Annotated in this window: 23 protein-coding genes; 8 read left to right on the plus strand and 15 right to left on the minus strand. The window is 71.2% G+C overall.

The annotated features are described in order from the left end of the window. The 5 genes from ISU10_RS20160 to ISU10_RS20180 form a co-directional block, all read right to left on the minus strand. Nucleotides 1-1,527 (minus strand): NAD(P)/FAD-dependent oxidoreductase (locus ISU10_RS20160; protein WP_194698242.1); only part of this gene is annotated, 1,527 nt, incomplete at its 3' end. Beyond that, nucleotides 1,524-2,237, minus strand: coding sequence for an anti-sigma factor (locus ISU10_RS20165; protein ID WP_194698243.1), 714 nt, complete (start codon nt 2,235-2,237; stop codon nt 1,524-1,526). The genes ISU10_RS20165 and ISU10_RS20160, both read right to left, overlap by 4 nt. After that, nucleotides 2,234-2,860: an ECF RNA polymerase sigma factor SigK gene (gene sigK, locus ISU10_RS20170; protein ID WP_370865750.1), complete on the minus strand. Its 627-nt coding sequence runs from the start codon at nt 2,858-2,860 to the stop codon at nt 2,234-2,236. Before sigK ends, ISU10_RS20165 begins: the two co-directional genes overlap by 4 nt. A gap of 70 nt (nt 2,861-2,930) precedes the next feature. Beyond that, a complete protein-coding gene (locus tag ISU10_RS20175; protein WP_194698244.1) occupies nt 2,931-3,596 on the minus strand; it encodes a fasciclin domain-containing protein in 666 nt (221 codons plus the stop codon). A gap of 88 nt (nt 3,597-3,684) precedes the next feature. Beyond that, entirely contained in the window at nt 3,685-5,199 is a 1,515-nt protein-coding gene (locus ISU10_RS20180) for a molybdopterin-dependent oxidoreductase (protein ID WP_194698245.1), read from the minus strand. Between the two features lie 92 nt (nt 5,200-5,291). Between ISU10_RS20180 and ISU10_RS20185 the strand changes: the two genes are divergently transcribed. Together ISU10_RS20185 and ISU10_RS20190 are read left to right on the plus strand one after the other, a co-directional pair. Then, on the plus strand, nt 5,292-6,041 hold the full coding sequence (locus ISU10_RS20185) for an enoyl-CoA hydratase-related protein (protein WP_194698246.1): 750 nt from the start codon (nt 5,292-5,294) through the stop codon (nt 6,039-6,041). Between the two features lie 74 nt (nt 6,042-6,115). Then, a complete protein-coding gene (locus ISU10_RS20190; protein ID WP_370865751.1) occupies nt 6,116-8,299 on the plus strand; it encodes a HelD family protein in 2,184 nt (727 codons plus the stop codon). A gap of 93 nt (nt 8,300-8,392) precedes the next feature. On the opposite strand, the gene ISU10_RS20195 is transcribed toward ISU10_RS20190, so the two are convergent. Beyond that, the gene (locus tag ISU10_RS20195) at nt 8,393-9,427 is read right to left on the minus strand and encodes a hypothetical protein (RefSeq protein WP_194698247.1); all 1,035 of its coding nucleotides are present in this window, start codon (nt 9,425-9,427) and stop codon (nt 8,393-8,395) included. 227 nt (nt 9,428-9,654) lie between these two features. Here ISU10_RS20195 and ISU10_RS20200 point away from each other — a divergent pair, with 227 nt between their 5' ends. Next, entirely contained in the window at nt 9,655-11,577 is a 1,923-nt protein-coding gene (locus tag ISU10_RS20200; protein WP_194698248.1) for an anthranilate synthase family protein, read from the plus strand. A gap of 28 nt (nt 11,578-11,605) precedes the next feature. Here ISU10_RS20200 and ISU10_RS20205 read toward each other — a convergent pair whose 3' ends face one another. Together ISU10_RS20205 and ISU10_RS20210 are read right to left on the minus strand one after the other, a co-directional pair. Beyond that, on the minus strand, nt 11,606-12,307 hold the full coding sequence (locus ISU10_RS20205) for a class F sortase (protein WP_194698249.1): 702 nt from the start codon (nt 12,305-12,307) through the stop codon (nt 11,606-11,608). Beyond that, nucleotides 12,297-13,064, minus strand: a complete 768-nt coding sequence (locus ISU10_RS20210) for a DUF4397 domain-containing protein (RefSeq protein WP_194698250.1) — start codon at nt 13,062-13,064, stop codon at nt 12,297-12,299. The genes ISU10_RS20205 and ISU10_RS20210 overlap by 11 nt, the downstream gene beginning before the upstream one ends. A gap of 164 nt (nt 13,065-13,228) precedes the next feature. Between ISU10_RS20210 and ISU10_RS20215 the strand changes: the two genes are divergently transcribed. Then, a complete protein-coding gene (locus ISU10_RS20215) occupies nt 13,229-13,813 on the plus strand; it encodes an anthranilate synthase component II (RefSeq protein ID WP_194698251.1) in 585 nt (194 codons plus the stop codon). Beyond that, complete coding sequence (locus ISU10_RS20220) at nt 13,810-15,096, plus strand: anthranilate synthase component I family protein (protein ID WP_194698252.1); 1,287 nt, start codon at nt 13,810-13,812, stop codon at nt 15,094-15,096. The genes ISU10_RS20215 and ISU10_RS20220 overlap by 4 nt, the downstream gene beginning before the upstream one ends. 39 nt (nt 15,097-15,135) lie before the next feature. Here ISU10_RS20220 and ISU10_RS20225 read toward each other — a convergent pair whose 3' ends face one another. The 6 genes from ISU10_RS20225 to ISU10_RS20250 are packed head-to-tail and all read right to left on the minus strand — an operon-like array spanning nt 15,136 to nt 19,850. After that, nucleotides 15,136-16,599 carry a sensor histidine kinase gene (locus ISU10_RS20225; RefSeq protein ID WP_194698253.1) on the minus strand — a complete coding sequence of 488 codons (1,464 nt, stop codon included), beginning with the start codon at nt 16,597-16,599 and terminating at the stop codon, nt 15,136-15,138. Beyond that, nucleotides 16,596-17,303 carry a response regulator transcription factor gene (locus ISU10_RS20230; RefSeq protein WP_228501482.1) on the minus strand — a complete coding sequence of 236 codons (708 nt, stop codon included), beginning with the start codon at nt 17,301-17,303 and terminating at the stop codon, nt 16,596-16,598. Before ISU10_RS20230 ends, ISU10_RS20225 begins: the two co-directional genes overlap by 4 nt. 50 nt (nt 17,304-17,353) lie before the next feature. Then, nucleotides 17,354-18,220: a fructosamine kinase family protein gene (locus ISU10_RS20235; RefSeq protein ID WP_194698254.1), complete on the minus strand. Its 867-nt coding sequence runs from the start codon at nt 18,218-18,220 to the stop codon at nt 17,354-17,356. After that, nucleotides 18,217-18,732: a low molecular weight protein-tyrosine-phosphatase gene (locus ISU10_RS20240; RefSeq protein WP_370865752.1), complete on the minus strand. Its 516-nt coding sequence runs from the start codon at nt 18,730-18,732 to the stop codon at nt 18,217-18,219. Before ISU10_RS20240 ends, ISU10_RS20235 begins: the two co-directional genes overlap by 4 nt. Beyond that, nucleotides 18,729-19,112 (minus strand): phage holin family protein, encoded by a 384-nt coding sequence (locus ISU10_RS20245; RefSeq protein ID WP_194698282.1) that lies wholly within the window; start codon nt 19,110-19,112, stop codon nt 18,729-18,731. Before ISU10_RS20245 ends, ISU10_RS20240 begins: the two co-directional genes overlap by 4 nt. Before the next feature lie 18 nt (nt 19,113-19,130). Then, nucleotides 19,131-19,850 carry a GntR family transcriptional regulator gene (locus ISU10_RS20250; protein ID WP_194698255.1) on the minus strand — a complete coding sequence of 240 codons (720 nt, stop codon included), beginning with the start codon at nt 19,848-19,850 and terminating at the stop codon, nt 19,131-19,133. A 96-nt stretch (nt 19,851-19,946) separates the two neighbouring features. Between ISU10_RS20250 and ISU10_RS20255 the strand changes: the two genes are divergently transcribed. The 3 genes from ISU10_RS20255 (at nt 19,947) to hisC (ending at nt 22,733) form a co-directional block, all read left to right on the plus strand. Next, nucleotides 19,947-20,861: a dimethylarginine dimethylaminohydrolase family protein gene (locus ISU10_RS20255; RefSeq protein ID WP_370865753.1), complete on the plus strand. Its 915-nt coding sequence runs from the start codon at nt 19,947-19,949 to the stop codon at nt 20,859-20,861. A 29-nt stretch (nt 20,862-20,890) separates the two neighbouring features. Further along, a complete protein-coding gene (locus ISU10_RS20260) occupies nt 20,891-21,445 on the plus strand; it encodes a VanZ family protein (RefSeq protein WP_194698256.1) in 555 nt (184 codons plus the stop codon). A 208-nt stretch (nt 21,446-21,653) separates the two neighbouring features. Next, complete coding sequence (gene hisC, locus ISU10_RS20265; RefSeq protein ID WP_194698257.1) at nt 21,654-22,733, plus strand: histidinol-phosphate transaminase; 1,080 nt, start codon at nt 21,654-21,656, stop codon at nt 22,731-22,733. Here hisC and ISU10_RS20270 read toward each other — a convergent pair. Continuing rightward, nucleotides 22,720-23,934, minus strand: a complete 1,215-nt coding sequence (locus ISU10_RS20270; RefSeq protein ID WP_194698258.1) for a family 43 glycosylhydrolase — start codon at nt 23,932-23,934, stop codon at nt 22,720-22,722. The genes hisC and ISU10_RS20270 overlap by 14 nt on opposite strands.

The following is a 23,934-nucleotide window of genomic DNA, read 5'->3' on the forward strand; positions in this document are numbered from 1 at the left end:
GGTTGAGGAGGTTGCGCGTTCGCTGGTTGAGGAGGTTGCGCTAGCAACCGTCTCGAAACCAGGCCCCCCTGACAGCCCCGCTGGTGTCGAGACAGGCGCGCGTTCGCTGGTTGAGGAGGTTGCGCGTTCGCTGGTTGAGGAGGTTGCGCGTTCGCTGGTTGAGGAGGTTGCGCTAGCAACCGTCTCGAAACCAGGCCCCCCTGACAGCCCCGCTGGTGTCGAGACAGGCGCTAGCGCGCCTTCCTCAACCAGCGACGCACGGACTTCGTCCCTCCTCAACCAACGCAGCCCCAACCGCTCGGCGGCAGCGAGCCCCGAACGTGCGCCGTCCTCGTGGAACCCCCAGCCGTGGTAGGCCCCGGCGAAGGCGATCCGGTCGGTGTCGCACTCGCCGAGCCGGGCCTGGGCGGCGACCGAGGCCGGGGTGTAGAGCGGGTGCGCGTACTCGCGGCGGGCGATCACCTTCGACGGGTCGACGAGGTCCTCGCCGCCGAGGGTGACGAGGTAGCGCGTGGCGGTCGGCAGGCGCATCAGCCGCGTCAGGTCGTAGGTGACCGTGACGTGTCCGCGGTCGTCGGCCACGCGCCGGAAGTTCCACGACGCCCGAGCCCTGCGAGCGCGTGGCAACAGGGACTCGTCGGTGTGCAGCAGCGCCGGGTTGGCGGAGTAGGGGATCGCCGAGAGCAGCTCTCGCTGCACCGGCGTCGGGTCGGCCAGCATCGACAGGGCCTGGTCGGGGTGGGTGGCGACCACCACTGCGTCGTACGTCGCGCAGTCGCCGTTGCCGTCGACGAGCTCGACGCCGTCAGCGGTCTCGGAGATCGAGGTGACCTTGGTGGAGAGGCGTACGTCGTCGATCAGGGCGCCGACCCGGGCGACGTAGGACCGCGATCCACCGACCACGGTCTTCCACGGGGGCGAGCCGAAGACGCCCAGCATGCCGTGGTGGTCGAGGAACCTGAACAGGTAGCGCGCCGGGTAGTCGAGAGCCACCGCGGGATCGCACGACCACACGGCCGCGACGACGGGCTCCATGAAGTGGCGGGCGAAGTACGCCGAGAAGCGGCGGTCGTCGAGGAAGTCGCGCAGGGTCGTGTCGTCACCGTCATCGCCCAGAACGGCGCGGGCAGCGCGGTGGAAGCGAGGGATCTCGCCGAGCATCCGGAGGTACGCCGGGCGCGCGAGGTTGCGCCACGTCGGGAAGAGACCCGCCGCGCCCAGGGCACCCGCCCATTCGAGCCCCGTGGCGTCGTCGCGCGTCGACATCGACATCTCGGACTCCTGCGTGGCGACGCCGAGCTCGGCGAACATGCGCAGCAGCGTGGGGTAGGTGCGCTCGTTGTGCACGATGAAGCCGGTGTCGATGGCAAGGGTCCCGTCGGGTCCCTCCACCTGATGCGTGTCGGCGTGGCCGCCGAGCCGGTCGTCGGCCTCGTAGAGGGTGACGGTCGAGCCATCGCGGTGCGCCACGTAGGCAGCCGTCAGCCCGGCGACCCCCGAGCCGACGACCGCGACCCGCCGGCTCACGCGTCCTCGAAGGGGAACAGCGCGACGACCTCCGTCGGCTGTGGCGAGCCGCCCTCGGGCTCCAGGCTCAGCCCGACCGCGAGCGCCTCGTCGGCATCGCCGTCGAGCAGTGCCGTGGTCGCCCCGTCAGGCATCAGACCGGCGGAGACCATGTCCTGGTCAGGGGTCTGCAGCCACAGCTGGTAGACCTTGCCGGCCGGTGGTGCCGCCATGTTCTCGGTGACGATGACGGCCCGGTGCTCCTTGGTCGATCGCACGATGGTCGCCGTCGCGCCGCCGGGCAGCTCGTGGCTGACGCGCTGTGCGGAGGTGTCGGCCAGGACGCGCTCGGCGGCGGTCAGCTGGGTCGAGTCGTTCTGCCACGGCTGCCAGACAGCAGCCCCGACGGCCACCAGGGCGAGGACGACGGCCGCGACCAGGACCGGAAACCACCTCCGGCGCGACGACGTACCTGCGTCGGCGCGGTGGTTCGTGGCCACGATCGGCGGCAGCGGACGGACCCGCGTGATGCCGTCGAGGACGGCGGCTCGCAGCTCGGGCGGAGGTGCGATCGCGACGTCGTCGCCCATGGCGGCGGTCGCCTCGCGCAGGCTGGCGACCTCGGCCCGGCACGTGGCGCAGCCGGACAGGTGTCGCTCGAAGCCGGCGCGCTCGACGTCGTCGAGGGCGTCGACGGCATAAGCGCCCGACAGTGCATGGATGTCACTCACGCCGTTTCACCTCCTACTCCTACTCCCAGTGCGTCTCGCAACCGGATCAGTCCATCTCGTATTCGGGTCTTGGCCGTGCCGACCGGCAGGTCGAGCAGCGTGGCCACCTGCGTATGGGTGTAACCGCCGTAGTACGCCAGGGTGAGGGCCTCGCGCTGGGCCGGGGTCAGTCCGGCCAAGGCGGTGCGCACCCGGTGTGACTCGAAGGACTGCTCGGCGGCCTCGGCCGTCGAGTCGTGGTCCACGACGCGGTTGGCATCGTGGTAGGCCACGTCGCGCCGGCTGGCGGCCTCGGCGGACCGGACCCGGTCCACCGCCTTGCGGTGCACGATCGTCAGCAACCACGAGACGGCGCTGCCCTTTGCGGCGTCGAAGCGTGAGGCGGTCCGCCACACCTCGAGGTAGGCCTCCTGGGTGACCTCCTGGGCCTGGGCCGGGTCGCGTACGACGCGCACGGCCAGGCCATAGGCGCGGGCCGAGGTCGCGTCGTACAAGCTGGCGAATGCCGCTTCGTCGCCTCGGGCGCTACGGCGCATCAGCTCGGCGAGCTCCCCTGCCTGACCGGCGGCGCGGGAGCGCTCGGGGTCGGGCACGGGTTCGAGGTGACGAGCCGTGGGGTCCACCAGCAGGATCCTTCCGTTTGATGACCGCCCGGGGGAAGGGCCGTGCCCCCGGGCGGTCGCCTCCTGAGTGTCAGGAGGGCATCAGCACCGTGTCGATGATGTACACGGTGGCGTTCGCGGTGGGCACGTTGCCGCACAGCACGGTGGCGTTCTCGGCACCGATCATGAAGTCCTCGCCCGAGCCCGTCACGGTCAGCATGTCGCCGGCCAGGGTCTCGTGCTCACCCGCGAGCTGGTCGGGGCTCAGCTGGCCCGCGATCACGTGGTGGGTGAGGATCTTGGTGAGGGTCGGCTTGTCCTTCAAGACCGCCTTGAGCGTCTTCGGCGGGATGGCCGCGAAGGCGTCGTTGACCGGCGCGAAGACGGTGATGCCGTCGGCCGAGTTGAGCGTGTCGACGAGGCCGGCCTTGGTCACCGCGGTGACCAGGGTGGACAGCAGCGGGTTGGCGCTCGCGGCGGACGCGACCGGAGCCGTCGCCATGCCGTTGAAGGAGCCGTCGCCGTCGGCGGGCACCTGGTCGCACGCCGGGCCGAAGACCTGGGCAGCCGCGTCGGCCTCCTCGCTGGGCGAGTCGGTCATCGAGGACTCCTCGGTCGGCGTCGACGAGCTGGTGTCGCCGGCGCTGGAGGGGGTGGAGCTGTCGTCGCTGCCGCACGCGGCGAGCGAGAAGCTGGCGACGATGGCCAGGGTGGCAAGGCCGGTCTTGACGACCCGGCCCCGAGTGTTGGTCTTCATGTTGCAGCCTTTCGGTCGGATGTACCTCTGGTTCGGTGCGGCGACCGGAACGGATTGGTGTCGAGTCGGTGGACCGGACCACGGGCGCTCAGGCGACCGTGACGACGATCGACTGCACGCCGGTGGCGCCATCGGGGAACGGGGTGGCCCGCGCGGCGGTCTGCGTCTCGCCGTCCTTCGCGACGGCGCGGACAGCCAGCATGTGCTGGCCCGGCTTCGCGTCCCACTCGACGTACCACTGCCGCCAGTAGTCGCTGCCGGCATCTGCTCCGAGGGTGGCGTCTCGCCACTCCTCGCCGTCGATGCGCACCTGCACGCCGGTCAGGCCCTGGTGCTGGTGCCAGGCGACGCCGCCGATGAAGGTCTTCCCTGTCTGGATGGTCGAGAGCGGCTTGGGCGTGTCGATGCGGCTCATCAGCTTGATCGGGGCATCGGTGGCCCAGCCGCGGTCGGTCCAGTAGGCCGTCTTCTCGGCGTACGTCGTCAGCGTCATGCGGGTGATCCACTTGCAGGCGCTGACGTAGCCGTAGAGGCCGGGCACCACCATGCGCGCGGGGTAGCCGTGCTCGCGGGGCAGCGCCTCGCCGTCCATCGCAATCGCGATCATCGCGTCGCGGCCGTCGGTCGCCAGGTCGAGCGGCGTGGAGATGGTCATGCCGTCCACGTCGGTCGAGAGGATCTGGTCGGCCTTGCTGCCCACTCCGGCCCTCTCCAGCAGGTCGGTCAGCCGCACGCCCGTGAAACGGGTGGCGCTGACGTAGGGGCCGCCGATGTCGTTGGAGACGCAGGTCAGGGTGATGTCGCGCTCGATGAGCGGCATCGCGAGCAGGTCGTCGAAGGAGAGGCTCACCTCGTCCTGGACGTCGCCGTCGATGGTGAGCGTCCAACTGTCGACGTCGATGACGGGCAGCGTGAGCCGGGTGTCGACGCGGTAGAAGTCCTTGGTGGGCGTGCGGAAGGGAGATACTCCGGCCACCTTGCCCTCGATGCCCTCCGGGAAGGGCGGGGCCGGATCGGCAGCCTGGGGGAGTACCAGGTCCTTGATCACACCCCGGGCCCGGGCGATCTGGCGTCCGGCGACCCCCATCGCGACGGCCGCGGCAGCCATCAGGCCGGCTGAGACCAGGATCGTGCGCCGGGAGGCTGCTGGCTGCGCCCCTTGGTGGTCGGGCTCGTCGAGACCTCGGCTCCTCGTCAGCCACCACAAGGCTGCGACCCCGACCACGCCCGCTGCAACGGCGGGCAGGACGGCGTCGAAGCCGGCTGTCGGACGGCTGAGCGCCGCGGCGCCCGCCAGCGTCACCAGGAGCACGAACAGGCCCGCCCCCACGACGAGTCTGCGCCGAGCGAGCACACCGGCCAGACCTGCGAGCACGAGCACGCCGGCCAGGACCGAGCCGACCAGGATCGGCTTGTCGTTGGTCCCGAAGTGCGCGACAGCCCACTCCTTCAGAGGCGTCGGCGTCAGGTCGATCACCGTCGAACCGACCGCCAGCACGGGCGACGAGGCCGGGTCGGTGAGCGCCGCGACCAGGTGCCCCGCGGCGACCCCGAGAACCGTCGCGAGCATCCCTAGCAGCGCATCCCCGAGACGTTTCCTCATGAGTCTTGTTCGGAGCGAGGCGGCTCGACGGATGGGTGGTCGTGCCCGGTGGGTCAGACCACCAGCCGCGCGGCCTTGGCAGGATAGGGCGCATGACGGCAGCCCTGGTGCGCTACGAGGTCGAGGGCGCGCGCGCCGCGATCACCCTGGACAGCCAGCACAACCGCAACGCCCTGAGCCGGCAGCTGGTCGGTGAGCTGTTCGCGGCACTCGAGCAGGCAGAGGCCGACCCCGGGGTCCGCGTCGTGGCGCTCCTGGCCGCCGGACCGGTCTTCTGCTCCGGTGCCGACCTCTCCGAGGCGACGGCCGACGGCATGGAGGAGGGCGCCCTTCGGATCGTGGCGCTGCAGCGGTTCATCCTCGCGATGAGCAAGCCCGTGGTGACTCGTGTGCACGGCGCCGTGCGCGCGGGCGGCATCGGCATCGTCGCCTCCTCCGATGTCGTGGTCGCCAGCGACGACGCGACCTTCGCCCTGACGGAGGTCAAGCTCGGCCTGGCCGCCGCGATCATCTCCTTGACCGTGCACGCACGGATGAGCCCCAGGGCGGCGGCCCTGACCACGCTGGGCGGGCAGGTGTTCGACGGCGCGCAGGCCGCGGCGTACGGCTTGGTCACCGAGGCGGTGCCGACCCTCGCGCTCACGCCACGGATCGTGGAGGTCTGCCTCGAGCTGGCCACGGGCAGTCCCCAGGGTCTGCGCGAGTCCAAGGCGATCCTCAACCGCGACCTCATCGCGCGCATCGACGAACGGGGTGCCGAGATGGCCGCGCTCAGTGCGCGGCTGTTCGCCTCCGATGAGGCGCGCGCGGCGATGACGGCCTTCTTGAACCGCAAGAAATAGGTATCCGACCCACCTCAGCGAGTAATCTTGTGGACTTGCCTCCTGCCGGTCGGGAGGGCACGGGGAAGCACTCGGTGAGGGGTCAGGGTTTGTCGGAGGAGCTGCTCGCGACGGAGATCGCGGGGGAGCAAGAGTTCGTCGACCGGGTCTACGTCCAGCTGGAGAAGTCGGCGAAGGCTGCTGCACAGCTGGCTCGCGAGGGCCACGAGCGCGGTCGCCTGGGCCACGAGGGCGGTCTGGTCGAGCGCGACGCGATGGTCTTCCAGGCAGCCAAGCGGATCGCCCAGCTCGACGCGGCTCACGAGGGCCTGGTCTTCGGTCGGCTCGACCTGCGGGTCGAGCTCGATGCCGATCCCCGCTACATCGGGCGCATCGGCCTGCGTGATGACAACCACGACTCGCTGCTGATCGACTGGCGCGCACCGGCGGCCGCGGTGTTCTACCAGGCCACTGCCGCCGACCCGCGCAACGTCGTACGCCGGCGGGTGCTGCGCAGCACCGGCCCCACGGTCGTCAGCGTCGAGGACGAGCTGCTCGACGCCGAGGTCGGCAGCGACCTCCCGGTCGTCGGCGAGGGTGCCCTGATGGCACAGCTCTCCCGCGCCCGGGACCGCTCCATGCACTCCATCGTGGCCACCATCCAGGCCGAGCAGGACCGGGCGATCCGTGCGCCATCGCGCGGCGTCACCTCCATCTCGGGCGGCCCCGGCACCGGCAAGACGGTCGTGGCCCTGCACCGCGCGGCGTACCTGCTCTACACCGACCGCCGACGCTACGAGTCCGGCGGTGTGCTGGTCGTGGGACCGAGCGGGGTGTTCATGCGCTACATCGAGCGGGTGCTGCCGTCGCTCGGCGAGACGGCCGTGGCCCTGCGTTCCCTGGGTGAGGTCGTCGACGGCGTGCGCGCGGTCCGCCACGACGAGCCCGCGGTCGCGGCAGTCAAGGGCTCGGCCCGCATGGCCGAGCTGATGCGCCGCACGTCCCGGCAGCAGATGCCGGGCTCGCCCCGCGAGTACCGCGTCTTCTGGCGCGACGACGTGATCGTGCTCGACGCCCAGAAGCTCGGCCAGCTGCGTCGCCAGCTGATGGGGCATGGCCGCCGCAACCGGCAGATCCCGCGGGTCGCCTCGACGCTGCTCGACGCGATGTGGCGCCAGGTGCGCGGTGAGCGCGGGCGCGAGCGGGGCCGCGAGGCGTTCAACGACGAGATGCTGTCCAACGCCGGGTTCGTCGAGTTCGTCACCGAGTGGTGGCCGCCGCTCGACGCGCCGACGGTGCTCGGGTGGCTGCGCGACCCCGACTTCCTCGCGCGGGTGGCCGAGGGCGTGCTGTCCGGCGAGGACCAGCGGCTGCTGTCGAAGTCCTGGTCCACCGAGACCACCCCGTCGATCGAGGACGTCCCCCTGCTCGACGAGCTGCGCTACTCGCTCGGCGACGTCCCCGCGCGCACCGACGACGACCACGAGCTCGACGACTTCCTCGGCGGAGATGTCCAGGAGCTGACGTCTGCCGTCGAGCGCGAGTACGGCTCGGGCGGGCGCGTCTGGACGCCGCCCACCCACAGCATCGAGGACGACCCGTTCGCCCACGTCCTGGTCGACGAGGCCCAGGACCTGACGCCCATGCAGTGGCGGATGGTCGGCCGCCGCGGTCGCACCGCGTCCTGGACGATCGTCGGGGACCCCGCCCAGTCCTCGTGGCCGAACCCGGCCGAGGCAGCGCTCGCGCGAGCCACGGCATTGGAGGGCAAGGAGCTCCACGAGTTCCACCTGTCGACCAACTACCGCAACTCCTCGGAGATCTACCAGTACGCCGCCGCCTACGCCCAGCGCGTCGGCCTCGACGCCGACCTGCCCACCGCCGTGCGCTCCACCGGGGTGGTGCCGCGCGAGGTGGAAGCCGGTGCGGACCTGGAGGCCGCCACGCGCGCCGCCGTCGTCGAGGTCGCCGGTCAGGTCCAGGGAACGGTCGGCATCGTCGTACCCGTCGCCCGCCGCTCCGACGTCAACGCGTGGCTGGCCTCCTGGCCCGAGCTCGCCGACGACGCCCCCGGCGCCCGGGCGGCCGTCGACTCCTCGGTGTCCCCCTCGGGCGAGGACCGCATCGTCGTCCTCACCGGCCTCGACACCAAGGGCCTGGAGTTCGACGCCATCGTCGTGGTCCGCCCCGCCGAGATCGAGGCCGAGTCCGCCACCGGCACCGCCACCCTCTACGTCGTCCTCACCCGCGCCACCCAGCTGCTCACCGTCCTCTCCTAGTCAGCTGCGCGGGGCGCGGTAGTCCCGTGCAGTTGACGGGTGAAAACGATGATCTGACCCGTCAACCGCACGGGAGTACGCCGAGTGAACGGGTCAGCTGCGCCAGAGCTGGTCGGCGAGGCCCTTGCGGACGAGGTACTCGTGGACGCTCTCCGGCCGGGGACGCCACGGCGGAGGCTCCAAGGTCCAAGCGCGCGACTCGGGCGGGAGGAACTTCGACCGGCTGCGCGCCTTGTGCATCCGTTCGACGACCTTCTGGCGCTGGCGTAGGTCGCCACCCACGACTTCGAAGAGCTCCAGCCCGTGGTCGCGGAACCGCTCCTCGCGCTCGACGTCCTCGCGGTGCCGTTGGCCGTCCTTGTGGTCCTCGCCCTGGTACTCGCCGGCGCATCCCGCTTCGACGTCGAGCAGGTCCGGGATCCCGATCAGGTTGCCGTCGAGGTCGAACACCTCACGGTTGAGCAGCGGCATGGGCAGGTCGGCGTCGAGCAGCCAGACCATCAGCATCCGGAACTCCTGCGGCGAACGGCAGTCGTCGACCGCGAGACGTACGGCGTCACGTGCGCCCTGGATCCCGGTCCAAGGTCCGCGATGCGCAACGTACGTCGCGAACAGCTGCGTCGAGATCAGCCGCGCGGCCGCGGCCATGGAGATCGCGCACGCCTTCTCGCGGACGCTGTCGATCCGGCGTACCTCGTCGAACAGCGCCCGCTGGACGGTGGTGACGGGCAGTCCGCCCACCCACGACCATTCGAAGCACGACACCTGCTCCTCGGTGTAGGTCGATCGCGGGTCGGGACGCAGCTTGGAGTGCACGACGAGCGAGACGGGTAGCTCGGTGCGGCCGCCGTCGGCAGTGCCGTCGAAGAAGGTGGCGCCATGCCAGCGCAGCGCCGACCAGCCCGTGACCGCGCCGTACCCACGGATCCTGCCCGCCTGCTCCACGATCCGCTGTTCGACCACGCTGCCGTCCACGTCGCTCGGCACGTACAGGCCCCACGACGTCTGCCTCCACAGCGGCCCAGCGGCCTGGTCGCGGGTAGGCCCGATCTCACCGTCGGGGTCGAGTGGTGACGGCTTGACCAGTCCCGTCGGCCGCGTGCAGCGCGGATCCCATCGGTGAGCCATCCGCCGACTCTCCGAGACTTCTCGTGCGCGTGGAGTCGACCTTCCCCAAGCTGTGGACAGAGCGCGCGTGGGCTTCGCTTGTTGAGGGTTGGTGGTCGCCGCATCGGTGTACTCCCGTGCAGTTGACGGGTGAAACTCGCCGTTTGACCCGTCAACCGCACGGGACTACCCCGCCAGGACCCGGGACAGCGAACCAGCAACAAGTACGGCGGAAGTAGGGTTCGCGCATGTCGGAGGACCGCGTGAGCAGTGCCAGGGAGGCCATCGGGGCGCTTCGGGGGCACGAGGCCTGGGCGATCATCCGGAGGTCGACGCGGGCGGGGGACAGGGACACGGTCGGGCTGGTCGGGGGTCGCAGGCGGGTGGTCGAGAGCCTGATGGACGTCGAGCTGGCCACTGGTGTCCCGGAGACGAACCACATCGCCGACACGCTGCTGGCGATCCCGTTCCGGCAGGTGCGCGAGCGCGGGTTCGAGGCGCACGACGACGGCACGCCGCTCGTGGTCGTCGACGTCGAGTCGGAGCGGGAGTTCACCGTCGCCGAGATCGTCAACGCGATTGACGATATCGAGGTCACCTTCAGCGACCGCGGTGGTTTCGAGACCGACGACGACGAGTACGCCAAGCTCGTCGAGTCCGTCATCACCGACGAGATCGGCCAGGGCGAGGGCGCCAACCTGGTGATCGGTCGCCACTACCGCGCCACCATCGAGGACTGGGACGCCGACAAGGCACTGGCCGTCTTCAGGCGCCTGCTCGAGCGCGAGCGCGGCGCCTACTGGACGTTCGTCTTCTTCACCGGCGACCGCTACCTGATCGGCGCGAGCCCCGAACGTCACGTGACCGTGCATGGCGGCGACGTGCGGATGAACCCGATCAGCGGCACCTTCCGCCTCGGCGACGGCACCGACCTCAAGCCGCGCCTCATGGACTTCCTCCACGACGAGAAGGAGATCTACGAGCTCTTCATGGTCGTCGACGAGGAGCTGAAGATGATGTGCGACATCTGCACGAAGGGCGGCCAGGTGCTCGGGCCGTTCCTCAAGCCGATGAGCCGCCTCATCCACACCGAGTACCTCCTCGCCGGTCGCACCAGCCGCGACCCGCGCGCCGTACTCCGCGACTCGATGTACGCCGCCACCGTCACGGGCTCGCCGGTCGAGAACGCCTGCCGGCTGATCAAGCAGTACGAGTCGGAGGGCCGTGGCTACTACGGCGCGGCGCTGGCGATCCTGGGTCGCGACAACGACGGCGAGCCCGTGGTGGACAGCCCGATCGTGATCCGTACGGCGGACGTCGGCGTCGACGGACGGCTCACGGTGACCGCCGGGGCGACGTTGGTGCGCGACTCCGACGCCGCCTACGAGGTCGCCGAGACCCACGCCAAGGCCGGTGGCATCCTCAGCGCGTTCGGCCTGGTACCTCCCGCGCCGACGCCCACCGGCTCGCACATGACGGTCGCAGAGCTGGTCAACGACGAGGACGTGCTGCTCGCACTCAACGCCCGCAACCGCAGGCTCTCGGGGTTCTGGCTCACCGACCAGGCCGGCACGCCACCTGACCCCCGGCTGCGTGGCAAGCACGTCGTGGTCGTCGACGGCGAGGACGACTTCGTCAACATGCTTCGACACGTGCTCGGCGTCCTGGGTCTGACCAGCGAGGTGATCCGGCACGACGATTACGCCTCCGCGACCCACGACCCGGTCCTCGACGCCGCCGACCTCGTCATCGTCGGACCAGGGCCGGGCGACCCGCGCGACGACGCCGACCCCAAGATGCAGGTGATGCGCGCGGTGGTCGACCGGCTGCTCGCACGTGAGCAGCCCTTCTTGGCGGTCTGCCTCGGCCACCAGGCACTCTGCCAACGCCTCGGACTCGAGCTGGGCTTCAAGGACATCGTCTTCCAGGGCACCCAGTCGCCGGTCGAGATCGACGGACGCACCGAGCGCGTGGGGTTCTACAACACCTTCGTGGGCAGGGCTACCGGCGCGCTGCCACCCGGTGTGGAGATCGCCGCCGACCCTGAGACCGGCGACATCCACCTGCTCAAGGGTCCCCACTACCGGGGCATCCAGTTCCATGCCGAGTCGATCCTGACCCAGCACGGCTACGACCTGGTGCACGACCTCGTCCGAGACCTCGTGCGCTGACCGGCCGTGACCGGCGTCTGCGCCACGCTCACCCAGAAGTCGTCCGGACCGGCGGTCCGGCCGGTCGTGCCGTGACGACCGCGAGGTTCTGGTAGCCGCCGTGGTCGGCGTCGAAGGGGCCGGCGCACGTCACCATCACGAGTCGGCGTGGCCCTGACACCGAGAACAGGTCGGTGGCGCCGGCCAGTCGGTCTCGGGGCACCACCTGCAGCGAGGTGACCCGGAACGCCTGCCGCTGCGTGGCAGTCCGCACCACGATGCGTGCGCGAGGCTGGACTCCCAGCAGCTCGGCGTAGGGACCGAGTCCCTGCACCGTCGAGTCGATGTGGGCGGCGATCAGGGTCGCGCCGAACGGATCGCCGATCCGGGATCCACCGCGCCACCAGCCGGCCACCCGGATGTCGTCGGGGATGGCCAGGGACCCGTCGGCGCGCGTCGACACCGCCTCGACGTCGACGACCGTGCCACTCGGCAGTCGGATCTGACCGGGTCGCTCGGCTCTGGCGGAGGCTCGGCGGCCCGGGGTGGCGGGCGAGGCGCTGGGGGAGGGAGAGCCATTGCCCGACGCCGACGGCGTCGCGTCCTCGGCGCTGAGGGCGCCGCGTTCGGGGCCCGGCCCGGGGTCGATGCCCGACAGTGCCCAGGCGGAGCCGACACCGGTCAGGACGACGGCCGCAACCACGGGGGCGGCCCGCCGCCGCGCCCGGTGCCGGACCCGCTTACCGCTCATCCGAATCGATGGCGAACGGGGTCACGATGACCTCGCCGACCAACCCTGCCGACCCGGTGCCGATGGTCGTCGGCATCAGGCTGCCGCCGTCGGCAAGCCGCAAGGAGTGGACGACCAGTGTCATGCCGTCGTCGGCGTTGCCCATCGCGTAGGCCATGGTGATCGTGCGCCCGGCAAGGGCGACGTCGAGCGGCCCCAGGAGGGGACCGCTGCTGTCGCCTGCCGGAAGAAGAGTCACCACGTGCCTGCCCGCAGGCACGTCCGCCTCGGCGTACTCGCCGTTCGTGACATCGGTGAAGACCGCCTGACCGTCGAACCGCACGTCCACCGCCCCGACCGCGGCCGTGTGGGCGACGAGGACGCGCGCCTTGCCGGCGGCGATCGGGCTGGTCGGGGTCCGGTACGTCGTCACGGACGCGGCTGCGCCGGGTGACTCCTGCAGGTGGAGCACGACGTCGTGGAAGGCGTCGGCCTTCACGTTGACGGTGACGGACTGGTCGATGCCGGACGCGGCGAAGTCGATGCGATGCCGCCCCGGCGCCACCTCGTAGGGCCCGAGCACCTGGCCACCCGTGACATCCGTGCCGACCGACCTGCCGTCGATGTGCACGTCGACCGCTGCGCCCGGCACGGCCTGGACGACCGCGACGTGACCCACCCCACCAGCCGACCCGGCATCGTCCGCCGCCGCGACGCCCGTCGCCGTGGCCACCAAGGTGACCGCAGCAGAGAGCGCCAACCCCGTGAGCACCCGCATGACAACCCCCCCAAGTTGTCGACTGCAACCTGGTGAGAGTGACCAGGGGTGACCTGGGGTGTCAAGGCCGCCCTGGGGTGCTCTAGGCCATCCCTGCAGGTCAGCGAGGCCGAGCAGCAGCCGGTCCATACCGGCCCGCGCGCCGGGACGGCTAGGTTGTGCCGGTGCCGGACAACCCTCCCAGGCAGCGGGTCGTCGTGGTCGACCACCACGACTCCTACACCTGGAACCTGGTGCACCTCGTCGCCTCGGTGACCGGTGAGCTGCCCGTCGTCGTCCAGCACGACGACTGCTCGGCGTCGTACCTGCTCGCCTTCGAGTACATCGTGCTGTCTCCCGGACCGGGCTCGCCGACCGATCCCGCTGACTTCGCCGTCGGGCGCGAGGTGCTGGCCGACGGGTCGGTGCCGGTGCTCGGCGTGTGTCTGGGGATGCAGGGGCTCGTGACGACGTACGGCGGGGTGGTCGACCGCGTCGAGCCCGCCCACGGCGACGTGACCGCGGTGTCGCACGACGGGCTCGGCGTCTTCGCCGGTATCCCGCAGGGCTTCCGGGCCGTGCGCTACCACTCGCTCGCGGCGCTCTCGGTGCCGGAACCGCTGGTGGTCACCGCGCGCGGCGACGACGGCACGGTGATGGGCGTGCGCCACCGTACGTTGCCGCTGGAGGGCGTGCAGTTCCATCCCGAGTCGGTGCTCAGCGAGCACGGCGCACTGCTCGTCGCCAACTTCATGGGGGTCGGCGCATGAACGAGCACAGCGATGACGTCATCGCGTTCTTCACCGAGATCGCCGCCCGGCACCCGCGCTGCTTCTGGCTCGACGGCGGCGGCGCTCGCGAGTGGTCCGGACGCCGGTCGATGGTGGGGTGGCTCGACGACGACGATCTCTCCTTGACCTTTCACGCGGCGACCCGGGAGGTACGTCGTCACCGCGGCGGCAGTGTCGAGGTCGTCGGCTCCGACGTGTTCGACGTCCTCGAGGCCGAGCTCGCCGCCGGCTCCCCCGACGACCAGTGGTTCGGGTACTTCGGCTACGCATCCCGTCCCGATCTCTTCCCCGCCCGCCCCGACCCCGGCCTCCCCGACGCCGTCTGGATGCGCGCACCCCACGTGCGGTTCTTCGACCACGAGCTGGCCGGAGACCTGGCGCTTGGTCGCCAGGGTGGAAGTGCTCCGACCTTGCGTCTGGCGCCGATGGCGAGTCCCGAGCGCCCTCCCAACGACTACGTCGAGGCGTACGCGCGGGTGCAGGAACACCTGCATGCGGGCAACTCCTACGAGGTGAACCTGACCTACCGGGTGGAGACGGCGAGCGAGCTGGCGCCGCTCGAGGCGTACCTGCGGTTGCGGGCGGTCAACCCGGCGCCGTACGCCGGGTTCCTGCAGCACGACCTCGCGGGGCACCGGGCGTGGCTGCTGAGCTCCTCACCGGAGCGCTACGCGCTGGTGACCGAGGACCGGGTGCTGGAGACCAAGCCGATCAAGGGCACCACGATGAGGGGGGCGACGCCCGAGGAGGACGAGGACGCCAGGCGCAGGCTGGCCAGCGACCCGAAGTTCCGCAGCGAGAACCTGATGATCGTCGACCTCCTGCGCAACGACCTGTCGATGGTGTGCGAGCCGGGGTCGGTGGAGGTGCCGGTGCTGATGGACGTCGAGTCCTACCCGAGCGTGCACCAGCTGGTCTCGACCGTGCGCGGTCGCCTCACACCTGACGTCACCACCGTGCGTGCGCTGCGCGCGCTCTTCCCCGCCGGCTCGATGACCGGCGCACCCAAGCTGCGCACCATGCAGGTCATCGACGAGGTCGAGGCGACGCCGCGCGGTGTGTACGCCGGTGCGTTCGGCTGGCTGGCCGGAGACGGCCGAGCCGACCTGGGCGTGGTGATCAGGTCGCTGATGACCGCGGGCGACGGCAGCTACGTGCTCGGTACCGGCGGCGGCATCACGGTGCGGTCCGATGTCGACGAGGAGTACGCCGAGTCCCGCTGGAAGGCCGAACGCCTGCTCGCCGCCCTGGGCGATCACTAGTCGTTCGCGCGCACGAGGAGCTCGGCCAGGACTCACCCGTCAAGACGGTCGCTGCGGCACGAGGGGCTGACGCACCTGCGGGCGCGGACCACCGGCGTCCACCGGGAAGCCGGGCATCCACATGCTCATCCGCGTGCCCCCCGAAGGCGCGGCACCGGCGACGACGGATCCGCCGTGCCGGTCCACGACCTGGTGCACGATCGCCAGGCCCAGCCCGGAGCCGGGCATCGAGCGCGACTCGGGGGAGCGGTAGAAGCGCTCGAAGACGTGGGGCAGGTCGGCAGGGTCGATGCCCGGTCCCTGGTCGTCGACGGTGAGCACACCGTTGGCCAGCCTTACCGTGACGGTGCCCTCGGCCGGTCCCCACTTCGCCGCGTTGTCGAGCAGGTTGGTAACCGCCCGCTCGACCGCGCCGGACTCGCCGGTGACCCACCACGGCAGCGTGGCCACGTCGAAGACGCTGCGCGGCGCGCGCAGGCGGACCCGGCTGACGGCGCGGTCGACCACCTCGGCGAGGTCGAAGGTCTCGACGACGTTGGCCGCTGGCGCTTCCTCCCGGGCCAGCTCGACGAGGTCGCCGACGAGGGTGGACAGCTCCTCGAGCTGGGCGCGTACGTCGGCGAGCAGCTCGGCCTTGGCCTCGGGCGGCAGCCCTCCGGTCTCGTCGGCCTGGGTCAGCAGGTCGAGGTTGGTGCGCAGCGAGGTCAGGGGGGTGCGGAGCTCGTGACCCGCGTCGGCGACCAGTCGCCGCTGGCGGTCGCGCGAGGCCGCGACCGCGGCGAGCATCCCGTTGAAGGCGGTCGCGAGCCGGGCCACCTCGTCGTCGCCCTCGACGGGCAGCGGCGCCAGCTCCTCGGTGCGCGCCAGCTGCTCGACGGCCTTGGTCAGGCGGCGCACGGGTCGCAGGCCGTTGCGGGCGACCGCCCAGCCCGCTGCCCCCGCACCCACGACACCCGCCAGGCCGAAGAGCAGCATCACGGCGCCGAGCCGTTTGAGCACGCTCTCCTGCGGGCTCAACGACTGTGCCAGCACCAGGGCCTGACCCTCGACGTTGGGATCGGGCACCGCGGCCACCCGGTAGCGGGTGCCCTCGGCGTCGATGGTGCGGACGCTGTCGTCGCGGTGCCCGTCGGCGACCTCGAACTCCGGCTGGCCCAGGGTCATGTCGGGACCCTCGTCGACGGTGATGACGGCCTCGGTGGTGATGTAGAAGATGCGGATGTCGGCCGCGCCCAGTGCCCACGACGGGATCCGGTTGTTGGCGGCATAGGCGAGCACGTCGGTCTTGGCGGCCTGCCGGGCCCGGTTGAGCAGCGACTCGTCGAGCGAGGCCTGCATCTGCAGCCGGACCGTGAGGAAGGCGCCCAGCGCCAGCAGCGCCACCGCGAACCCGACCGCCATCGTGGTCAGCACGATGACCCGGCTGGCCAGCGAGCGCCGGTAGTGCCAGCCGGACGGAGTTCGGACGGGAGCACCCGTCGGCGAGACCGCTGGCGTGCTCATGACTCCTTGAGCACGTAGCCCACGCCACGCACCGTGTGGATCAGCCGGCCCTCGCCCTCGGCCTCGGTCTTGCGTCGCAGGTAGCCGACGTAGACCTCCAGCGAGTTGGCCGTGGTCGGGAAGTCGTAGCCCCAGACCTCCTCGAGGATGAAGGACCTCTCCAGCACCCGCCGCGGCCGGCGCAGGAACATCTCGAGCAAGGTGAACTCGGTGCGGGTCAGCGGGATCTCGCGATCGCCGCGTCGCACCTCGCGCGTCGACATCTCCATCGTCAGGTCGGAGAAGGCCAGCACCTCGTCGCCGTCGCCGCCGTCGGGGACGGCCCGCCGCAGCAGGGCGCGCAGGCGGGCGAGCAGCTCTTGCAGCGCGAAGGGCTTGGTCAGGTAGTCGTCGGCGCCCGCGTCGAGCCCCTCGACCCGGTCGCCGACGGCATCACGCGCGGTGAGCACCAGGATCGGTACGTCGTTCTTGGCGGTCCGCAGTGCCCGCGTCGTCTCGATCCCGTCGAGCCTGGGCATCATCACGTCCATGATCACCACGTCGGGATCGGTCGCGCCGATCCCGGCCAGCGCCTCGGCGCCGTCGTTGGCCAAGGACACGTCGTATCCGTTGAACTCCAGCGAGCGCCGCAACGACTCGCGCACGGCCTTGTCGTCGTCGACGACCAGCACGCGCGGCTTCACACCCGCCCCTGTCGGCGTCATGGGGCCATGCTGCCAGCAGTCCCTGAACCAGGCCTGAGGACCGGCCGGGATCAGAGGTAGCGGGCAGCCGCTGCGCCGGCGCGGGCGCCGTACCCGCCGCCGAACAGGCACGCGTGCACGAGCAGCGGGAACAGCTGGTGGACGCCGGCGCGATCCTGCCAGCCGTCGACCAACGGGGTGGCCTCGGCATAGGCGTCGAGCACGCGCGGCAGGTGGGGCAGCCCGAACAGCGCCAGCATGGCGAGGTCGGTCTCGCGGTGGCCGCCGTGGGCGGCCGGGTCGATGACCCAGACGCGCTGCTCGGTGCCCCACAAGACGTTGCCGTTCCAGAGGTCGCCGTGCAGCCGGGCCGGCCCCTCGTCGGGCACCAGCTGGGCCAGCCTGGACACCACGCTCTCGACCCGCTGGGCGTCGTCGACGGAGATGCGGTCGCGGTCGCTGGCCAGCTTGAGGTAGGGCAGCACCCGCCGCTGCCCGTAGAACTCCGCCCACGTCGGCGCAGTCTTGTTGAGCATCGGCAGCCGGGCGATGAACCCGTCGGACTCGCCGCCGTACGACGGCGCACCGGCCGCGTGGGTAGCCGCGAGCGCGCGCCCGAACCCGGTAGCCGCATCGGCCGAGGGGCGCCCTGGCTCGACCCAGCGCAGGATCAGGCAGCCGTCGTCGGCGGCGAGCACCTCCGGGGTGAGGACCCCGCCGGCCTCGCTCGACTCGGCCAGCCAGGCCAGTCCCGACGACTCGCTGGCGAAGAAGCCGGCCGGTGCGTTGTTGAGGGTCTTCATCAGCGCAGTGGTGCCGTCGGAGAGGCGCAGCTTCGTCGCCACGCAGACGTCGCCGCCGCTGACGGGAGCGGTGGCCACGACGGCGGTGCCGAGCAGCTCCTCGGCGTGGCGGGCCACCAGCGGCTGACGAGTCATCGGCGCCCCTCGCGGGAGCGCGCGAGGGCGTCGGACAAAAGGTCCACGAGGGTGCCCGAGGTGCGCTCCACCATCGTCAGCACCTCCTCGAAACCGGCGTCCCCACCGTAGTACGGGTCCGGGACGTCGCCACCCGTGCCCACCGGATCGAACGCTCGAAACAGCATCACGCGTGGGGAGACTCCGCCGAGGTCCGCCAGGTTGTCGCCGTCCATGGCCAAGACCAGGTCGATGCCCTGCGCCGACGAGGGGTCGAACTGGCGGGCCCGGTGCCGGCTCGCGTCGTAGCCGGCGGCTGTCAGGGTGGCGGCCGCGCGACGGTCCATCCGGTTGCCGACGTGCCAGTCCCCCGTGCCGCTGCTGGTGACCTCGACGGCGCCGGCCAGGCCGGCATCGACGAGTGCGGCCTCCAGCACGACGTGGGCCATCGGCGAGCGGCAGATGTTGCCGAGGCAGACCAGGGCGAGGTGGTAGCGGCCCGGGTCTCGAGGTGGTGGGACGGCCGGGATCACCGGTCGAGCACGGAGTTGACGCCCCAGGTGACGATCGTGATCACGATCGCTCCGCCGACGGCGGTCATGAAGCCGTTGACGTGGAAGCCGATGTCGAGCTTGTCGGCCAGCCACGAGGTGAGCTGCAGCATGAAGGCGTTGATCACCAGCAGGAACAGCCCGATCGTCACGATCACCAGGGGCAGCGACAGCAGCGTGAGCATCGGCTTCACGATCGCGCTGACCACGCCGAGGATCAGCGCCACGATCAGCAGCGGCAGCAGCTTCTCCTCGATCTCCGCCTGGCCGTGCGAGGGGCCGGTGAACCGGATGCCCTCGAACAACCAGGCCGCCACGGCCAGGGCGATGGCGTTGGTGACCAGCCAGGTGACGAACCGCATGACTCCCACGAGAAGACCCTACTGATCCGGGTGGAGGCCCAGGCGTTCCAGGATCGCCGCCTCGCCGTCGGCGAGGTGACGCCGCAGCTCGGCTGCTGCCTGGTCGACCTTGTCGGCCTCGAGCAGGTCGACCAGGAGCTGGTGGGCGGCAACCTGGTCGCTGGCGTTGCGCCGGGCACGTTCGACCTGCGCCAGCGCGAGCCGGAGCTCGGCGTGCGCGGAGGCGCCCATCGCCACGAGCCGTGGCGAGCCGGTCAGCCCGACGAACGCGAGGTGGATGGCCAGGTGGCGGCGGTTGAGCTCCTCGTAGGACGCCGAGCCGGCGACCGCGGCGGCGTACTCCTCCAGGGCGGTGCGCACCGCCTTCTTGTCGGCGTCGGTTGCCTCCCGCCACCCCCGGACACCCGCCAGCTCGAGGACGCAACGTGCGCGGGAGACGTCGCCGATCGACTCGGGGTCGGGCGTCGCGACCGCGACGCCGCGGTGCGGTTCGCGGATCGCCAGGCCCTCGCTGACCAGCAGGGTGAGCGCTTCGCGAACCGTCGGCCGGGACACCCCGAGCGACTCGGCGAGCGCCACCTCGCGCAGCGGGGTGCCGGACTCGAGCTCGCCCTCGAAGACGGCCCGGCGCAGCTCCTCGACCACTCGGTCGACGGTGGAGGTCTGCTCGAGCCCGACCGTGACCAGCGAGTCGAAGGGGGTGCCAGTCGAGGCGTGGCCCGATGTATCCGGCGTCATGGGCCAAGTGTCTGACAACTTGTCGTTTCTCCAGCATCCATATGCGACACTCTCGGTTGTCAGATTGTCAGACAATGACTTGCCGGAGGTGTTCTCGTGGAGTTGGCTGCGCCGTTGAACTGGGGGCGTCGTTACGTGATGGTGCGACCCGACCACTTCCGGGTCGACTACCGGATCAACCCGTTCATGGACCTCGATCAGCAGCCTGACCCCGCCCTCTCACGCGCCCAGTGGGACGCCCTCGTGTCGGCGATCGAGCTCGCGGGTGGCGCCGTGGAGGTCGTCGAGCAGCGTTCGGATGCCCCCGACATGGTCTATGCCATGAACCTCGGCTTCGTGGTCGAACGTCCCGAGGGACCGCTCGTCTCGTCCTCGGCCGGCCACGTGGTGATGTCCCACATGCGCTACGCCGAGCGCCGCATGGAGACGTCGTCGGCCGCGACCTGGTTCGCCGGCCGCGGGTTCACCACCTCTCACGTCGGGCGTGCCGGCGTCGGCGCGCACCTCGAGGCGGGCGACGCCTTCGCATGGGGCGACGGCCTCGTCGTCGGCTACGGCCCGCGCACCGACGAGCTCGGGCTCAAGGCGCTGGCCGCCGAGCTCGGCGTCCGGGTCCGCGGCCTGCGGATCACGCACCCCGGCATGTATCACCTGGACCTCGCCTTCTGCCCCCTCGACGACAGGCGCGCGATCGTCTGTCCCGCCGCGTTCGACGAGGAGTCGGCCGCGGCCCTGCTCGCCCTGGTGCCCGAGCCGCTGGTCATCACCGAGGAGGAGGCCCTGACGACGTTCGCCGCCAACTCGATCGTCGTGGGTCGCACCGTGCTGATGCCGGGCGCTCCCGACCGCATCCGCGACCAGCTCGAGGCGTGGGGCTTCACCGTCCAGCTCGTCGACGTCTCCCAGTTCCACCTCGGCGGTGGCTCGATCCGGTGCCTGACCAACCCCATCGACGTGCGCCTCGGACGCGACGTACCCATGCGCCCCGGGGGCGAGGTCGTGCTGCCCTGACCGCCGAGGTGGCTCAGTAGCCTCGCCGCATGACTCCGGCCGGCGGCATCGAGGTGATGCTGCTGTGGGTGTCGCTGTCCGGTGCGTTCTTCGGGCTGCTGGCCCTGGTGATGCGGCGCCGCCTCGGGACGGTCTCCGCCTTCGCGATCTCGGGCTTCCTGTGGTCGCTGGTGGTGATCGCGATCGTGACGTTGCTGCCGACCGACCCGGACCTCGGCGTCGTGCCGGCCGAGGGGCGGGCGACGTCGTGCTCCACCGATATCGGCGGCCCCGCGCCCGACGGGTTCTGGATCCTGGCGGGAGGTCAGCGGCTCCTCAACACCCTGCTGTTCATCCCCTCCGGCGCACTGCTCGTCCTCGGCGCCAGCCGCTGGCGCATCGGCTGGGTGCTGGTGCCGCTGGGTGTGGCCGGCCTGGCGGCGTACTCCGGTCTCATCGAGCTGGCCCAGCTCGAGCTGGCCCGCCTCGACCGCGCCTGCGACCTGACCGACGTCGTCGACAACGTCAGCGGCGCTGCCGTCGGCGTGGTGGTCGGGCTGGTGCTGGTGCTGGTGCTGCGTCCCTGGCGGCGCGGGCGCATGTGAGCGACCGTGTCGGGCCACCCCGGCCCGGTTCTGAGAGGGTGCGGTGATGTCGTTGCGGGCCACGGTGGCCCGGTCGGGCGGTTCGGGGGAAGTCCGGAGTTGGGCCGGGGTGGCCCGGATCGCCGGTGATGAGGTGAGTGGGGCCTCGTCGTGGGCGCCTCGGACCTCGACCTGCGATCATGCGCGCGGCGTAGATAACGTGCGGGGCATGACGACCAGCCCCCAGCCGCGGCCAGCGATCGCCCGCATCCCGCCCTACGTGGCGGGCAAGCCACCGGTGCCGCGCGAGGGCATGACGACCTACAAGCTGTCGTCCAACGAGAACCCCTACCCACCGCTGCCCGGCGTCGTGGAGGCGGCTGAAGCAGCGGTGCGGACCATGAACCGCTACCCCGACATGGGCAACGCGAGCCTGTACGCCGCCTTGTCGGCCAAGCTCGCAGTGCCGACCGACCACCTGGCGCTGGCCACCGGGTCGGTGGCGCTGATCTACCAGTTGGTGCAGGCGTTCTGCGACCCCGACGACGAGGTCGTCTTCGCGTGGCGCTCGTTCGAGGCCTACCCGATCGCCGTCACCGCGGCATCGGCGCGCCTGGTGCGGGTGCCCGTGCTGGCCGACGGCCGCCACGACCTCGACGCGATGGCCGCCGCTGTCACGCCGCGTACCCGCGTCGTCCTGGTCTGCACGCCCAACAACCCGACCGGTCCGGCCGTCACGCAGTCCGAGCTCGACGCCTTCCTGGCCAAGGTCCCGCCGCAGGTGCTGGTGGTCGTCGACGAGGCGTACGTCGAGTTCGTGCGGATGGACGATGCCGTCGACGGGGTCGCGACCTACCGTCGCTACGACAACGTGCTGCTGACGCGAACGTTCTCCAAGGCCTATGGCCTGGCGGGCTTCCGCGTCGGGTACGCCGTGGGGCCGGCAGCGTTGGCGGGCGCCCTGCGCGCGGTCTCGCTGCCGTTCGGGGTCTCGGGTGTCGCCCAGGCGGCTGCACTCGCCTCCCTCGAGCGCGAGGACGAGCTGCTCGAGCGCGTCGACTCCCTCGTGGCCGAGCGCGAGCGTGTCGTCGCCGGACTCGCTGACGCTGGGTGGCAGGTGCCCGAGCCCCAGGGCAACTTCGTCTGGTTAGCGCTGGGCGAGCGCACGCTGGAGTTCGCTGCAGCCGCCGATGAGGCAGGCATCGTGGTCCGGCCGTTCGCCGGCGAAGGTGCGCGGGTGACGGTCGCCGAGCCCGAGGCCAACGACCGGCTGGTGCGCCTGGTCCAGGACTGGGTCAGCCCGAGCTGACCGTCCCTGGCTCCGTTGCTGTCTCGGTCGGCACTGTCTCGGTCGGCACTGTCTCGGTCGGCACCGTCGGGGTCGGGGTCTCGGACGGATCAGGCGTCGGGGTGGGCGTCGGTGTGGGCGGCTGCGGCAGCACCCCTGCGATCCAGCTCTCGACGTACGGCCGCTGGTAGGCCGCCCAGCCCAGCGTCGCGCCGTACAGCGCCCGCACACCCTTGCGCTGCCACGGATGGAGCCTGCTGTAGTTGGCCGGGCACGGGTAGGGGCCGAGGAAGCACGTCCAGGCGTGGAAGTAGATCTGGGTGGCGCCGTCCTTGCGCTGCAGCACGTCGGCGCCGCCCGGCCCGCACAGCCGGTCCTCGGTCGAGAGCAGGAGCCGAGGCGTCGATCGTGACCAGTCCTGGAGGTCGGGAGAGCGCCGCCAGTAGGTGCGATAGGCGCAGTTGCCGAACCAGCCGACTGACGTGAACAGCACCCACTGGCGGCCGCGACGGACCATGACGGGGTTCTCCTCGATCCCCGAGAACCGCGTCAGCACCCTGCTGTCCTGACCATCCGCGATCCGCGCTCCTCCTGGGGTGAGCTGGACGAGCCGGATCGTCGAGGGCTGACCCTGGGTGCGGTACACCAACCAGCGCTTGCCCCTGCCCAGGAACGACGACGGGTCGATGACGCCGCGCAGCGCGACCCGTCGACCCAGCTCGCGTGCAGGGGGTACGTCGGCGGCGGTCGGGACGCCAGGCACGACCGGGCAGACCAGCGGCGCGCTGCCGACGGGGGTGTAGGGACCGAAGGCGGTGTGGGACCTGGCGACGCCGATGCAGCGCGACTCGGGGTCGGCGCCCGCGACACCGGCCGCGAAGTACATCAGCCACTCGCGGTTGCCGCGCTGGATGTCGGGAGCCCAGATCTCGCGCGACGTCGCCCAGGTCGGCCGGCGGGTGAGAGCGGGCTTGCTGGTCACTCCCCAGGGGCCGGCATCCGCGGGCGAGCGCGCGATCTTGAGATCCGGTGCGGTGGCGGCCCCGACCAGTCCGACCAGCGACTCCACGATCGTCGGGTCGGCGAAGCTGCTCGAGTACAGCAACGGCGCGGGGATCTGGACCTCGCTCGGGGCACCGGCCGAACCGCTCTGCGTCAGGGGAGGTACGACGAGGGCGAGGGCGCCGAGGAGAGCCGCAGAGGCCACGAGCCTTCGGGTCAT

Origin of the sequence: Nocardioides agariphilus (assembly GCF_015352445.1) — a bacterium.
Taxonomy (GTDB): Bacteria; Actinomycetota; Actinomycetes; order Propionibacteriales; family Nocardioidaceae; genus Nocardioides; species Nocardioides agariphilus.